Genomic DNA, 13,703 nt, shown 5'->3' on the forward strand with positions numbered 1-13,703 from the left:
GATGGCGCGGATCGCCGCGAGTGCGGCGGTTATGCCGCCAGCATCCAGCGCAACGTATCCATGAACGGAATCGCCTCGACTTTCGGCACGAGCGTGCGCAGTTTGGCGGGCGAACCGGCCAGCATCTTCACATCGGTTTGCCGCACGAAGGCGGGATTGATCTGAATCTCGAGTTCATGACCCGTCAGATCGCTCGCCGCCGAGAGGATTTCGCGCAACGTAAAAGGCGTGCCGGTGCAGACATTGACCGTTTCCGAAGCGGCCTGGGAGTCGAGCAATGCTTCATAGGCGCTCGCCACGTAGCGCACGTCGGAGAAATCGCGTGCGACGTCGATGTTGCCGAGTTCGATCGACGGTTCGCGGCGCGCGAAGTGCTCGACGATCTTCGGCACGAGGAAATTGGACGCCTGGCCGCGGCCGGTGTAGTTGAACGGCCGCACGATCAGGATCGGCAAGCGGTCGAACCAGGTCCGCACCATCGTTTCCATCGCCGCCTTGCTGGCCGCGTAGTGATTGACCGGCGTGACCGGAAAGCTCTCGTCGATGGCGTCGCTCGTCACGTTGCCGTAGACGTTCGCGCTGCTGGCGATCAACAGCTTGCGGGGCGTATGCCCGACGGAGGCGCACGCCTCCAGCAGATTCAGCGTGCCGATCACGTTGACGCGGTAAAAGTCGAGCGGGTCGTTATGACCTACGAAGCTGATCGCAGCCAGATGGACAATGTAATCGGGCCGCGCCATTTCGATCACACGCCGGCAGGCATCCGGGGACGTGATGTCGAGTCGCAGGCGCGTCGGCGTTTCCGGGTCGTTGCGCCCGGCGACCGTTTCGATCACAGTGTGGCCGCGACCGAGCAGGTTCTCGACCAGATAGCGGCCGGTGAAGCCGCTCGCCCCGGTAACGAGCGTACGAATAGGTTGCTCTGCATGAAAAGACGACATGCTTTCTCCGTTCATGAAAGTCATCCTGTTGTGTCGCAATATCCTGGAGTCCTGCACCGACACGCTTGCCAGCGGTGCCTGACGCGATATCAGGCCTCCAAACGGGGTATTATGTCACGCTAATATGTTGCATTGCCCAACGCGGCACGCCTCGTGCGTAACAGCGTGTATCAAACCGCACCCATTCCCTTGATGACACCCGCCACTACGTCTTCCGCTCTTTCCGATCCGCCCCCAGTCCCGCTCGCTTTCGGCGATCTGCAAGGTTGCCGCGCGCCTTTCCGGCAACTACTGGACAAGGCCGCGCCGCCGGCCGGCACACCGCTGTGGTTCGCAGGCGACCTGATCAACCGCGGCGCCGAGTCGCTCGACACGTTGCGCGACATCATCGCGCTCGGCGAGCGGGCGGTGCCGGTGCTGGGCAATCACGATCTGCATCTGCTGTCGGTGTCGGCGGGGATTCGCAAGTCGAAGAAAGGCGACACGATCGACGACATCCTCGCCGCACCCGATGCCGCCGACCTGCTCGAATGGATCCGCCACCGTCCGATCGCGCACTTCGACAACGGCATGCTGATGGTCCATGCAGGCGTGCTGCCGCAGTGGGATGTGAATCTGACGCTCGAACTTGCCGACGAATTGCAGCGCGCCCTGCGTGCGCCGAACTGGAAGGAGACGCTCGCCGGTTTGTACGGCAACGAGCCGAACCGCTGGAAACCGGGGTTGAAAGGCATCGAGCGGCTGCGTCTGACGTGCAGCGCGTTGACGCGCATCCGCTTCTGCAACGCCGAAGGCGCGATGGATTTCAGCAGCAGCGGCGGCCTGAACGCGGCGCCGCCGGGTTGCATGCCGTGGTTCGATGTGCCGTCGCGCAAGACCGCCGATGTGACGGTAGTGTTCGGTCATTGGGCCGCGCTCGGCCTGATTTTGCGTGACAACCTGATCGGTCTCGACTCGGGCTGCGTGTGGGGCGAACAACTGTCCGCCGTGCGGCTCGCGCAAAAACCCGCGGACCGCACGCTGACGCAGGTCGATTGCGAGAACTGCCGCGCGCCCGGCGGCGGCAACTGACTAGCCGCGGCGACCTGGCCTGATGCTGGGCCGAGGCAGGTCGAATTTCAGGCCGAATGTCAGGCCGAACGCCCTGACCGGTCGACCTGATCGAGCGGTTCTTCGATCAGCGTTGCCATGGCGGCGGATGTGGCGGCCCGCTCCGCCATCACCGCACCGGCCATCACGGTGTGGCTTTGCATCTGCCGCAATGCGGCCGCAATCACGCCTTCCGCTTCCGCCGCCAGAGTGCGCCGGTCCGCGCCTGGCGCGAGCGGTGCGCAGACATAGATATGCGCGGTGAGCGATCCGCCACGCAGCAGCAGATTCAGCGAATCGGCCAGCGACAGGTCGTCGATATAGGCAGGCGCGGTGGATTGTCGGCCCTGCGCGTCCTCATACATGATGCACAGCGGCTGCACCGGCGCGGACGCCGACACGGCCGCCTGAAACATATTCGCGTGAAATGGCAGCAGCGCCAGACCATTGGACGTCGTGCCTTCGGGAAACACGCACATCAACTCGCCCCCGCTCAGACGGTCGGACAGTTCATGCATGATCCGCTTCGCGTCGCTGCGCTTCTCGCGCTGAATGAACACCGTGTCCAGTTGCTGCGCGAGCCAGCCGACCACCGGCCATTGCCGGATCTCGGCCTTCGAGACAAACGGCGTGGGCCGCCACGCATTGATCACGTAAATGTCGATCCACGAGATGTGATTGGCGACCACCAGCGCGCCGCGATCGAGCCGCGCGCTGTCGTTGTGCACGACGAGTCGCATGCCGCACAGGCGCAGCATTTTCAGCGACCATTCGCGATTGAGCGTGTGACGCACATCGGCACTGGCTTTGGGAAAGCGCGTCGCCACGATCCACATGCCGTGCAGCAGATGAAGGACGAGACGGGCCTTGCGTAACGCGAGCTTCATGGTCGGAGCGTTCCTGATTGGGCCAATGAGCGGGACAATGAGCCTGGCAACACTGCGGCTATCAGTGCTGTTCGAATGCAACGTAGCCGGACACGATGGTCGCACGCACGCGCACCGGCAGTTCGTAGCCGAGGAACGGCGTATTGTGCCCCTGGCTCTTCAACGCACGCGGCTCGACGCGCCAGTGCGCGTGGCGGTCGAACACGCAGAGATCGGCCACGCCGCCCACAGCGATACGGCCCGCCGCGTCCAGTTTGAGCACGTCGGCCGGCGCCGTGGTGATGCGGTTCAGCGCCTTGGCGAGCGGCACGCCTGCTTCGTCGGCCCACTTCACCGTCAACGACAGGAACAGCTCCAGTCCGGTCGCACCGGGCGTGGCCTCGGCGAACGGCAGCAGCTTTTCGTCGTCGTCGACGGGCGTGTGGTCGGAGCAGATCGCGTCGATCGTGCCGTCCACCAGACCCGCGCGGATCGCTTCGCGATCGCGCTGTTGGCGCAGCGGCGGATCGAGGCGGAACTGCGCGTCGAAATAGCCGATGTCGAGATCGATCAGATGCACGTGATTCACGGTGACGTCGCACGACACCGGCAAGCCCTCGGCCTTCGCCGCGCGCATCAGCGCGATGCCCGCCGCCGACGACACGTGTGACAGATGCACCCGCGCCCCGGTCACGCGCACCAGTTCGAAGATGGTATGCAGCGCGATGGTTTCCGCCGACACCGGCACGCCCGAGAGCCCGAGCCGCGACGCCAGCGCGCCGCTCGCCGCCACGCCGTCCTTGCCGAGATAAGCGTCCACCGGACGCAGCCACACGGTATAGCCGTAGGTCTTCGCGTATTGCAGCGCGCGCATCAGCACCTGCGTATCGACCACCGGCACGTCGGCCTGCGAAAAACCGATGCAGCCCGCTTCGGTCAATTCGACCATTTCGGTGATGACCTGCCCCTTGAGGCCAACGGTCAGCGCGCCGAGCGGATACACGTGCGCCTGGTTCAGAGTGCGCGCGCGGAACTTGAGCATCTCGACGAGGCCCGGTTCATCGAGCGTGGGATCGGTGTCCGGCGGACACACGAGGCTCGTCACGCCGCCCGCGAGCGCCGCGGCCATTTCGGATTCGAGCGTGGCCTTGTGTTCGTAGCCCGGCTCGCGCAAACGCGCGGACAGATCGACCAGACCCGGCACGACACAGAGGCCTTTGGCGTCGATCGTCTTCGCCGCGTTGAAATCCGCGGGCGCGTCGCCGATGGCGACGATCTTGCCCGCTTCGATAAAAATGTCCTGCTGCTGTTCGGTGCCCGCTGCCGGATCGATCAGCGTGCCGCCTTGAATATGAATCTTCATGTGCTGCCTTATGTTCAGCCTGGTTCCGCGCAATGTGTCGCGGTGTGTACGGCGCGTGAGTGACGCGGCGCCGTGACGCTCTGCATCTGCAAGATCAATCGTGATTGCCCGCGACGATCCCCATCACCGCCATGCGCACTGCGATACCGAAAGTCACCTGGTTCAGAATCACCGATTGCGGGCCGTCGGCCACTTGCGAGTCGATTTCGACGCCGCGATTCATCGGGCCGGGGTGCATCACGATCGCGTCGGGCGCGGCGAGCGCGAGACGCTCCGGCGTCAAGCCCCAGCTCTTGAAGTACTCCTGCGCCGACGGCAGCAATGCGCCGCTCATCCGCTCGTTCTGCAGACGCAGCATGATAATCACGTCGACGTCCTTCAACCCTTCGTCGAGATTGTGGAACACGCGTACGCCCATCTGTTCGAGGCCGCCCGGCAATAGCGTGCGCGGGCCGATCGCGCGCACTTCCGGCACGCCGAGCGTGGTCAGCGCGTGAATGTCCGAGCGCGCGACCCGCGAATGCAGAATGTCGCCGACGATCGCCACGCGCAGCTTCGTGAAGTCCTTCTTGTAGTGGCGAATCGTGTACATGTCGAGCAGCCCCTGCGTGGGATGCGCGTGACGGCCGTCGCCGGCATTGATCACGTGCACGTGCGGTGCGCAATGCTGGGCGATCAGATACGGCGCGCCGCTCGATGCGTGGCGCACGACGAACATGTCGGCATGCATCGCCGAGAGGTTGTTGATCGTGTCGAGCAGCGATTCGCCCTTGCTGGTGGACGACGCGTTGATGTTCAGATTCAGCACGTCCGCCGACAGACGCGTCGCGGCGATCTCGAAGGTGGTACGGGTGCGCGTCGAGTTCTCGAAGAACAGGTTGAACACCGACTTGCCGCGCAACAGCGGCACCTTCTTCACTTCGCGATCCGTCACGCTGACGAACTGGTCGGCGGTATCGAGAATGTGATTGACGATCGCCTTCGGCAGGCCCTCGATCGACAACAGATGTTTCAGCTCGCCGTTTTTCGTGAGCTGCGGGTTGCCCTTCAGGAAGCCATAACGGAAGCGCTCGGTGGCGCTATCGGCGGAGTCCTTGGGAGCCTGGGTGGCGGTGTTCATGGTGTACCTGCTCAAATACGGGCTTCAACGTGATCGACGTCGATGCGGACTGCGTGTGACGATGCCAGGTCGGGCTTCGCGCGTTTGGCTGCGACGAACGGCTCGGAAATTCTCTTTTACGTGGCGTGTGACGATTCAATGCGAAGCGCGCAATGCGACGGGCTCGATGGACACTCGCGCACGCTCACGCCGCATTTCAATCGACGCGTGCTTCAGTATGAAAAGTGAAACGCGGCTGACCTTGTGCGCCGCCCGCTTCACTGCTGCCCGTGCGAGCCAGCACGAGCGTGGCGTCGGCGGGGATGTTCACCACGCCGCCAACAAAGCGCGCCGCCACCGGCAATTCGCGCCCGCCGCGATCGGCGAGCACCGCCAGTTCGACCGACGCCGGGCGGCCATAGTCGTACAACTCGTTGAGCGCCGCGCGGATCGTGCGGCCGGTGTACAGCACGTCGTCGACCAGCACGATACGGCGCCCGTCGACCGGAAACGGCAGCGAGGTGGGACTCGCCTGCGAGTGCAGGCCTTTTTTCGCGTAGTCGTCGCGATGCAGCGCGACGTTCACCACGCCGAAGCTCGCCAGGTTCAGGTCGCGCGCGAGCCGCTCGGCAAGCCACGCGCCGCCGCTGTAGATGCCGGCCAGCACAGCGCCATCGGCGCCATCTTGCCCGGCGCCGAGCTGCTCGCCATACACCGCGCGAATCTGGTCGAGCAGCGCGCGATAAAGCGCTTCGGCGTCAATGGAACTCATGATCGTCGGAAAGTCCGTCTAGATATTGCTGGAGGATGATGCTGGCGGCTTCGGCGTCGAGCATGTCGGCGCGGCCGTTTCCTGCGCGGATTTCCGCCTTCGCCTCGACCGACGAATAGCGTTCGTCGATCCACGTGACCGGCAGATTGAAGCGGCCATTCAGCTGATTGCCGAAGCGCTTCGCGAGTTGCGTCATTTCGTGCGGCGTGCCGTCCGGATGCATGGGCAAGCCGACCACGAGCGCGTCCGGCTTCCATTCGGCGATCAGTTTGCCGAGCGCCTCGAAGCGGTATTCGCGGCTGCGGTTCTGCACGATCACCAGCGGCCGCGCGCGACGCGTGAGCGAATTGCCGACCGCCACGCCGATGCGTTTTTCACCGTAGTCGAACGCAAGCAGCGTCGCCTCACGTCCGGCCGCCAGGCTCATGCGTGGCCCGCCTCGCCCGAGAGCATCGACAGGTTGATGCCGAGAAGAGCCAATGCCGCTTCGAGACGCTCTTCGGCGGGCACGTCGAAGACGATTTTCGGGTCGGCTTCGACCGTCAGCCAGCCGTTCTTCGAAATCTCTTCTTCGAGCTGACCCGCGCCCCAGCCGGCATGGCCGAGCGTGAGCAGAAAACGCTCGGGACCCGTGCCGCTCGCCACGGCCTCGAGCACGTCTTTCGAGGTGGTCATCTCGAGACCGCCCGGCACCGACATGGACGAGGTGTACGCGTTGCCGTCTTTCGGATCGTGCAGCACGAAGCCGCGCTCCGTTTGCACCGGGCCGCCGAAATAGACGGGCACATGGAGAAGGGGCTCGATCTCGAGCTTCAGATCGATGCGACTGAAGAGCGCTTGCAGGTCGATATCGGTCGGCCGGTTGATCACGAGGCCGAGCGCGCCGCGCTCACTGTGATCGCAAAGGTAGACCACCGTTCCTGAAAACGTCGGATCCGCCATGTTCGGCATGGCGATCAGGAACTGGTTGGTCAGATTGATGCGATCGGTACTCTTGGACATAGTTCGGATTTTAGCAAAGACGATGCAGGATGGCGGGGCTTTGAGCGTGGAACCGCGATGCGTGCCATGAAGCGTGCCGCGAGCCATCGACGGCGGATCAAGTTGCACTCTATCACGCACGCGGGCGCTCGCCACGGTGCCATCTCGTGGTGTTGCGCGGCATGCCGGTTGCGCACGCTCGAGTCGCGTCACCGCGGCCCGTTGCGGCCGGCCGACAGCCGGTCCGACGCGCCAAAGAACCTGCCGCGCATATCGCTCACGCGCCGCCCTGCTCGATCGAATGCGTCAAGGCGGCCAGCGCGGTGTTGCCACCGGGCGGCGCAACACCCGCGGCGACCTTGTGCAACGTGGCACGCAGGGCTTCAGCAGCCTGCTCGAGCGTGCTCGCCGCCGGTGCGGCGACGATCACATGCGCGCGCACCGCGGGTGTCGACACGCCCGCATGCGCGCGACGGCGCCACGCGAGCCCCAGCGCATCGGCCAGCAGCGCCACGTGCCCGAGGCCGAGGGCGCACGCGGCGGAGCCGAGCCGGTAGGCGGCATCACCCGCTTGCAGCGCTTCGCTGGGATCGGCTTTTTCCGGCTGGTCGGCCGCCCGGGCATGCTCGGTCAGCGCGGAGATCGAGGCATCCGCCGTTTGCAGGAAATCTTCGTAGGCGTTCGCATTGACGGTCAACACGCCCAACTCGCGCGTCAATGCACCGTGGATGGCGCTGATGGCCTGGGCCTGCACCGCGCCCGCCTCCCAAAGCATTTCGGATGCCTGGGTGCCCGCGACGTGCCAGTCGACGGTCAAACCGTAGTCGTGCAGCACCTCCACCTGGTCGGCGTCTTCCGCGGCGGCGCCGAATAAGGCGTAATCGCGCCACAGCAGCGCGAGCGTCGCGCGCACGAGGGAACGCGGCGCAAGCTCGATGCCGCGCGCGTGATCGGCCAACGCGAGGTTGCAACGCGCGTAGAAACGGCGCGCGTCGGTGTCGCCGGTGGCGCGGCCGCCGACTCGCAAAGCCTTCGCGCAGGCTTTGGCGAGGCGCCAGAAATCGTAGGGGTCCGGGCCGGCGAGTTCGCCGAAAACGGCGTCCAGCTCGTCAAGCGCTGCGTTGGTGACCGCCAGCGCCGCCGCACTGCCAGTATCGGCCTGCGAGCGCAGCACCGGCAGTAGCGCGCGTTCGTAGCGTGCCCGCAAATGGGCCAGTTGATCAGCGGACTGCGCGTGCAGCGAGACCGGCGGCACCGGCCGCGCGGTCAACGCGAGATCTTCGAACGCCACGGTCGAACCGGGTGTGTGCTCGGCCAGATGCGTGCAGAGCGCCCGGTAGTGATTGAACAGGACGGGCGAGCAGGACAGCTCACGCAGATTGTGACGCTCGAGCGCGGCGCGGAAGTCGCGCAGGGCCGCGCCGAACACGGGCCGCACGTTCACCGCGTCGGCGGGGTCGCCTTCCGAGAGCGGCGAGAGCCGCACCAGCGCGTCAGCGAAGCGCTGTGCGCTCAGCCAGCCGGCTCCGCGCAATGCGTGTGACGCACGCAGCAGCGCCGAGGTGCTCTCGCTATGCTGTTCGAATGCCAGCAGCGCCTCGGCCAACGCAAGCTCGGCGGGACGCACAGCGCCGCCGCGCGGATTCGGCAAGGCGTCGAAGGAAACGGGTGCAGCGAATTGAAGAGTCATGGGCAGGCGACACGAAGCTGACGGGCCGTCGCCTCGCGTCGCACGCAGACTGATCGGCTAACGCGCGAACCGGCGACAGGACAATGACAGACTAACGTTGCGACACGGTGCGGCCGAAGACATTCCGCGTCGACACGTAGGGGCAAACTGCACAACGCACCGGGTGCGTCCGATCGGCGCGCCACGCCGGTTGCGAAAGACCACGCCAAGGCCGCGCCGCGGGCATGCGGCACGCACCCGCGCCGGCATGCCAGCTGCTCCCGGACTTCAGATCTGGACCATCTCGAAATCTTCCTTGCGCGCGCCGCACTCCGGGCAAGTCCAGTTAATGGGGACGTCTTCCCAGCGCGTGCCCGGCGCAATGCCTTCGTCCGGCAAACCGGCTTCTTCGTCGTAAATCCAGCCGCAAATCAGGCACATCCAGCTTTGATATTCCATTCTTGTGTCGCGTCGTAGAGTCCGTGGAAACGGGAGCCATGATGGTACCGTGTTGCCGCCCCAATGCCTAGCAATCAGAAACGCGCAATCGTAATGTGCGACGGCCTTCGGCTATGCCGTTTGCGTCGGTCGGCACGGTGGTTGCGGCGCCGTGCCGCGTCGGCCGACGCCTGCTTGCCGCGACGCGTCGCGGGATGCGAAAAAACGCCCTCCCGACGGTTTAGGCCGCATAATTGAGTCGATTGCGCACTCTCTGCGCCTAAATTTAGCTCCTTTCTGTCAATCTTCATGCCCAGCGACACGCCTCCGATCGTCCTCACCTTCGGCCTCTCCGATCCCACCGGCGGCTCCGGCCTGCAAGCCGACCTGATGACTCTTGCCAGCATGGGCTGTCATGGCGTCTCCGTGCTCACGGGCTACACCGTGCGCGACTCGGCCAGCTGCGACGAAGTCACCGGGCTCGACCCTGAAGTAGTCGCGACCCAGGCCCGGATGCTGCTCGAAGACATGCCGATCGCCGCCTTCAAGGTCGGCGCCTGCACCCGCGCGGAAGTGGTGAGCGCAATTGCCGAAGTCGTCGCCGATTACGACGACATTCCGCTGATTCTCGCCCCCGATTTCACGCTCGACGACGAGCATGTGCTGTCCGCCGACGAACTGCGCGAAGCCATCGCCGATCTGCTCGCCCCACAAACCACGTTGCTGGTCGCCGATTCGGCCACGCTGCTCGCGCTCGCCCAGCCAGACGGCGACGCTGAAGCACCGAGCCTCGACGCCGCCATCTCGCACTTGCTGTCGCAAGGCTGCGAATACATTCTGTCGACGGAAACCGGCACGCATCGGCACGTCAATACGCTTTTCAGCGAAGACGGCCAGTTGCGTCAGGACATGTGGGACCGCGGCAGCCATCGGATCATGGGCTTGACGGATACGCTGGGCTCGGCGATCGCCGCGTTGCTGGCCAATGGTCAGGAGCCCGCTGAAGCGGTGCGCGAGGCGCAGGAGTATTTGTACCAGGCGCTGCGCAACGCGTTCCGGCCGGGCATGGGTGCGTATATGCCGGATCGGTTCTTTTGGGCGCGCAGCAGCGACGACGAAACGCCGCCGGCAGCCGGCAAGGACGCAGCACCGGGCGAAGCCCGCCACTGATGGCTGGCGCGCGGCATTGGCCGCGCGAGCGACCGCTGTCGCTCTGGTCCGGGCGCTTCAGCCTGCGGCGAGCGCCCATAAAAAAACCCGCATTGTGAACTGACCCCGCAAAGTTGGACAGTTTGAGTTCAGGTTTGAGCGGGCTGGGTTCTGTACATCACAGGACTCAGCCCGTTCAGTTTGAGCTTGATGCGTTTGTGGTTGTAGTAGTGAATGTATTGTCTGATGCCAGCCTTCAACTCGTCGATACTTTCAAACCTGCTCAGCCGGAAGAACTCCGCCTTGAGCGTGCCAAAGAAGCTTTCCATTGCCGCATTGTCGTAGCAGTTTGCCTTGCGCGACATGCTCTGCGTCAGGCCGTGTTGATCCAGCAGCCTCCGGTAAGCAGGCATCTGGTACTGCCAGCCCTGGTCTGAATGCAGCAGCGGGGTCTCCTGGGGACCAAGCTTTGCCAGCGCTTTTTTTAGCATGCTGCTGACCAGATCGAAGACCGGTCGGGTGTTCATCTGATAAGCCACGATCTCGCCGTTATACAGATCCATGATCGGCGAGAGATACAGCTTCTGACCCAGCACGTTGAACTCCGTCACGTCCGTCACCCACTTCTGATTGGGCTGCTGTGCGCTGAACTCGCGGTTTAACAGGTTCGGCGCAATACGGCCGACTTCGCCGCGCCATGAGCGGTATTTCTTCGCGCGCACCAGCGATTTCAGTTTCAGTTCTCCCATCAGACGTTGCACCGTCTTGTGGTTCACGCTCGGGCCTGCCTGCCGGATCGCCGCCGTGATGCGCCGGTAGCCATAACGGCCCTTGTGGCGTTCATACACAGTCTTGATGCGGGTTTTGAGGTCCTTGTGCCGCTCACCGGCATCCGGCACGCTCAACTGGTAATAGAACGTGCTGCGCGCCAGACCCGCTGCCTTCAGCAAAGCGGGCATCGGGTGGTGCTGCCGGAGCTCCTGCACTATTTGCGCTTTTTCTTCTGCACGCCCTGCTTCTTTGCCTGAAGCAGGGCATCGAGCTTTTTTAGATAGGCCACCTCCGCGCGCAGGTACTCGTTTTCCTTGAGCAACTGCTCACGCGTGCGCTTATCTGGCGCACTGTCTTCGGTCGGCTTTTCAGGAACTGGCTGGGTCATGGTTTTGCGGCGCCATCGTGGACGAGGCGCCAGTGCGTCGATACCGCCTTCATGATACCGGCGTTCCCATTGCGCTATGCAGCCCGGACTGCGGATGTCGAACACCGCAGCCACCTGCCGGTATGGCAAATCCTTCTGCCACATGTGCATGAGTACCGACATCCTGAACTGCGCGTCATAGTGACTGAATTTCTTGCGCAGTCCGTCCCGTCCATGTTGCTCGTAGGCCGAAATCCACAGCTGTAAAACCGAGCGACTCACTCCATACCGCTTTGCAAGTACCTCGACACCAGCCGAACCGGCCACGTACTGCTTCACCAGCTTCAGCTTTAACTGCTCACTGTACTTCGTCATGAAAAACACCCCAAAAGGTTGGATCGGTGTCCAACTTTTGGGGTGCAGTTCAATTGCTGCGGGTTTTTTCTTTCGGAAAGCACGCCTCGCGGCGCACCTCCCCATGTGCTTCCAACTGGACCTCGTAACGAGGCCCAATTGAACTTACATGTCCATGCCCATGCCGCCCATGCCGCCCGGCATTCCGCCGCCGCCCATCGGAGCATCTTCCTTCGGCAGTTCGCAAACAGCTGCGTCGGTGGTCAACAGCAGGCCAGCGACCGAAGCTGCGTTTTGCAGCGCCGTGCGCGTCACCTTCGTCGGATCCACGACACCTGCGTCAACCAGGTCGACGTACTCGCCGGTTGCTGCGTTGTAGCCGTAGTTGCCCTTGCCAGCAGCAACAGCTGCCACCACGACGCTGGCTTCTTCGCCACCGTTCGTGACGATCTGGCGCAGCGGCTCTTCCATTGCGCGCAGCACGATCTTGATACCTGCGTCCTGATCGGCGTTAGCGCCCTTCAGGCCGGCGATTGCCGTACGTGCGCGGATCAGCGCGACGCCGCCGCCAGCCACGATGCCTTCTTCCACAGCTGCGCGCGTTGCGTGCAGTGCGTCTTCGACACGTGCCTTCTTTTCCTTCATTTCAACTTCGGTCGCAGCGCCGACCTTGATCACTGCAACGCCGCCTGCCAGCTTGGCAACGCGTTCTTGCAGCTTTTCACGGTCGTAGTCCGACGTTGCTTCTTCGATTTGCGTGCGAACTTGCTTCACACGTGCTTCGATGTTCGCACCTTCGCCAGCGCCGTCGATGATCGTCGTGTTTTCCTTGCCCACTTCGATACGCTTGGCTTGACCCAATTCAGCCAGCGTTGCCTTTTCGAGCGTCAGGCCGGTTTCTTCAGCAATCACTTGACCGCCGGTCAGGATCGCGATGTCTTCCAGCATGGCCTTACGACGATCGCCGAAGCCCGGAGCCTTGACAGCAACCGTCTTCAGGATGCCGCGGATGTTGTTCACCACCAGCGTAGCCAGCGCTTCGCCTTCGACGTCTTCTGCGATGATCAGCAGCGGACGGCCAGCCTTGGCCACTTGTTCCAGGACCGGCAGCAGATCACGGATGTTCGACACCTTCTTGTCGTGCAGCAGCACGAACGGGTTGTCGAGCACGGCAACTTGCTTGTCCGGGTTGTTGATGAAGTACGGCGACAGGTAGCCGCGGTCGAATTGCATACCTTCGACCACGTCCAGCTCGTCTTGCAGCGACTTGCCGTCTTCAACGGTGATGACGCCTTCCTTGCCGACCTTGTCCATGGCTTCAGCGATACGATCGCCGATCGACGAGTCGCTGTTTGCCGAAATCGCGCCGACTTGTGCGATTTCCTTGTTGGTCGTGCACGGCTTGCTGATCTTGCGCAGTTCTTCGATTGCTGCGAACACAGCCTTGTCGATGCCGCGCTTCAGGTCCATCGGGTTCATGCCCGATGCAACGTACTTCATGCCTTCGCGGACGATCGACTGAGCCAGGACCGTTGCGGTCGTGGTGCCGTCACCTGCGTTGTCGCTGGTCTTGGAAGCGACTTCCTTGACCATTTGCGCGCCCATGTTCTGGAGCTTGTCTTTCAGTTCAATCTCTTTCGCGACCGACACACCGTCCTTCGTGACCGTCGGGCCGCCGAAGCTGCGTTCCAGGACAACGTTGCGACCCTTCGGGCCCAGCGTGACCTTCACAGCGTTCGCGAGGATGTTCACGCCTTCAACCATCTTGGCACGGGCGGAATCACCGAATACGACGTCTTTAGCTGCCATCTTCTAACTCCTTGAATTCTTTAAGATATGACCGG

At 63.4% G+C, this 13,703-nt stretch carries 13 protein-coding genes; 2 read left to right on the forward strand and 11 right to left on the reverse strand.

The window, feature by feature from the left end; genetic code table 11:
• Window positions 1–29: 29 nt before the first annotated feature.
• Complete coding sequence (locus RI103_RS15595) at window positions 30–941, reverse strand: GDP-mannose 4,6-dehydratase (RefSeq protein ID WP_310812835.1); 912 nt, start codon at window positions 939–941, stop codon at window positions 30–32.
• Between the two features lie 192 nt (window positions 942–1,133).
• Here RI103_RS15595 and RI103_RS15600 point away from each other — a divergent pair, with 192 nt between their 5' ends.
• On the forward strand, window positions 1,134–2,012 hold the full coding sequence (locus RI103_RS15600) for a symmetrical bis(5'-nucleosyl)-tetraphosphatase (protein ID WP_310812836.1): 879 nt from the start codon (window positions 1,134–1,136) through the stop codon (window positions 2,010–2,012).
• 59 nt (window positions 2,013–2,071) lie between these two features.
• Here the strand turns inward: RI103_RS15600 and RI103_RS15605 are convergent, their stop codons facing one another.
• From RI103_RS15605 to RI103_RS15640, 8 genes are all read right to left on the reverse strand, one after another.
• Window positions 2,072–2,917, reverse strand: coding sequence for a lysophospholipid acyltransferase family protein (locus RI103_RS15605; RefSeq protein ID WP_310812837.1), 846 nt, complete (start codon window positions 2,915–2,917; stop codon window positions 2,072–2,074).
• A gap of 61 nt (window positions 2,918–2,978) precedes the next feature.
• On the reverse strand, window positions 2,979–4,259 hold the full coding sequence (locus tag RI103_RS15610) for a dihydroorotase (RefSeq protein WP_310812838.1): 1,281 nt from the start codon (window positions 4,257–4,259) through the stop codon (window positions 2,979–2,981).
• 94 nt (window positions 4,260–4,353) lie between these two features.
• On the reverse strand, window positions 4,354–5,379 hold the full coding sequence (locus RI103_RS15615) for an aspartate carbamoyltransferase catalytic subunit (RefSeq protein ID WP_012431924.1): 1,026 nt from the start codon (window positions 5,377–5,379) through the stop codon (window positions 4,354–4,356).
• A gap of 196 nt (window positions 5,380–5,575) precedes the next feature.
• Entirely contained in the window at window positions 5,576–6,130 is a 555-nt protein-coding gene (gene pyrR / locus RI103_RS15620) for a bifunctional pyr operon transcriptional regulator/uracil phosphoribosyltransferase PyrR (RefSeq protein ID WP_310812839.1), read from the reverse strand.
• A complete protein-coding gene (gene ruvX, locus RI103_RS15625) occupies window positions 6,117–6,557 on the reverse strand; it encodes a Holliday junction resolvase RuvX (RefSeq protein ID WP_310812840.1) in 441 nt (146 codons plus the stop codon). Before ruvX ends, pyrR begins: the two co-directional genes overlap by 14 nt.
• Window positions 6,554–7,132 carry a YqgE/AlgH family protein gene (locus tag RI103_RS15630; RefSeq protein WP_007178990.1) on the reverse strand — a complete coding sequence of 193 codons (579 nt, stop codon included), beginning with the start codon at window positions 7,130–7,132 and terminating at the stop codon, window positions 6,554–6,556. Before RI103_RS15630 ends, ruvX begins: the two co-directional genes overlap by 4 nt.
• A 256-nt stretch (window positions 7,133–7,388) precedes the next feature.
• A complete protein-coding gene (locus RI103_RS15635) occupies window positions 7,389–8,801 on the reverse strand; it encodes a hypothetical protein (RefSeq protein ID WP_310812841.1) in 1,413 nt (470 codons plus the stop codon).
• Window positions 8,802–9,068: 267 nt separating this feature from the next.
• On the reverse strand, window positions 9,069–9,239 hold the full coding sequence (locus RI103_RS15640) for a rubredoxin (RefSeq protein ID WP_006047743.1): 171 nt from the start codon (window positions 9,237–9,239) through the stop codon (window positions 9,069–9,071).
• A gap of 288 nt (window positions 9,240–9,527) precedes the next feature.
• Between RI103_RS15640 and RI103_RS15645 the strand changes: the two genes are divergently transcribed.
• Window positions 9,528–10,388 carry a hydroxymethylpyrimidine/phosphomethylpyrimidine kinase gene (locus tag RI103_RS15645; RefSeq protein WP_310812842.1) on the forward strand — a complete coding sequence of 287 codons (861 nt, stop codon included), beginning with the start codon at window positions 9,528–9,530 and terminating at the stop codon, window positions 10,386–10,388.
• Window positions 10,389–10,516: 128 nt separating this feature from the next.
• On the opposite strand, the gene RI103_RS15650 is transcribed toward RI103_RS15645, so the two are convergent.
• Together RI103_RS15650 and groL are read right to left on the reverse strand one after the other, a co-directional pair.
• Window positions 10,517–11,880 (reverse strand): IS3 family transposase gene (locus tag RI103_RS15650; protein ID WP_310812641.1). Its coding sequence is split into 2 segments (ribosomal slippage): window positions 10,517–11,418 and window positions 11,418–11,880, totalling 1,365 coding nucleotides; the frame shifts between segments, so codons are not numbered across the junction.
• A 144-nt stretch (window positions 11,881–12,024) separates the two neighbouring features.
• Complete coding sequence (gene groL / locus RI103_RS15655; RefSeq protein ID WP_310812843.1) at window positions 12,025–13,668, reverse strand: chaperonin GroEL; 1,644 nt, start codon at window positions 13,666–13,668, stop codon at window positions 12,025–12,027.
• Between the last annotated feature and the right edge of the window lie 35 nt (window positions 13,669–13,703).

Source organism: Paraburkholderia sp. FT54 (assembly GCF_031585635.1).
Taxonomy (GTDB): Bacteria; Pseudomonadota; Gammaproteobacteria; order Burkholderiales; family Burkholderiaceae; genus Paraburkholderia.

Bases quoted from the DNA above. Each gene is read 5' to 3' on its own strand.
- RI103_RS15595 (WP_310812835.1), bottom strand. From the start codon at position 941: ATGTCGTCTTTTCATGCAGAGCAACCTATTCGTACGCTCGTTACCGGG.
- RI103_RS15600 (WP_310812836.1), top strand. From the start codon at position 1,134: ATGACACCCGCCACTACGTCTTCCGCTCTTTCCGATCCGCCCCCAGTC.
- RI103_RS15605 (WP_310812837.1), bottom strand. From the start codon at position 2,917: ATGAAGCTCGCGTTACGCAAGGCCCGTCTCGTCCTTCATCTGCTGCAC.
- RI103_RS15610 (WP_310812838.1), bottom strand. From the start codon at position 4,259: ATGAAGATTCATATTCAAGGCGGCACGCTGATCGATCCGGCAGCGGGC.
- RI103_RS15615 (WP_012431924.1), bottom strand. From the start codon at position 5,379: ATGAACACCGCCACCCAGGCTCCCAAGGACTCCGCCGATAGCGCCACC.
- pyrR (WP_310812839.1), bottom strand. From the start codon at position 6,130: ATGAGTTCCATTGACGCCGAAGCGCTTTATCGCGCGCTGCTCGACCAG.
- ruvX (WP_310812840.1), bottom strand. From the start codon at position 6,557: ATGAGCCTGGCGGCCGGACGTGAGGCGACGCTGCTTGCGTTCGACTAC.
- RI103_RS15630 (WP_007178990.1), bottom strand. From the start codon at position 7,132: ATGTCCAAGAGTACCGATCGCATCAATCTGACCAACCAGTTCCTGATC.
- RI103_RS15635 (WP_310812841.1), bottom strand. From the start codon at position 8,801: ATGACTCTTCAATTCGCTGCACCCGTTTCCTTCGACGCCTTGCCGAAT.
- RI103_RS15640 (WP_006047743.1), bottom strand. From the start codon at position 9,239: ATGGAATATCAAAGCTGGATGTGCCTGATTTGCGGCTGGATTTACGAC.
- RI103_RS15645 (WP_310812842.1), top strand. From the start codon at position 9,528: ATGCCCAGCGACACGCCTCCGATCGTCCTCACCTTCGGCCTCTCCGAT.
- groL (WP_310812843.1), bottom strand. From the start codon at position 13,668: ATGGCAGCTAAAGACGTCGTATTCGGTGATTCCGCCCGTGCCAAGATG.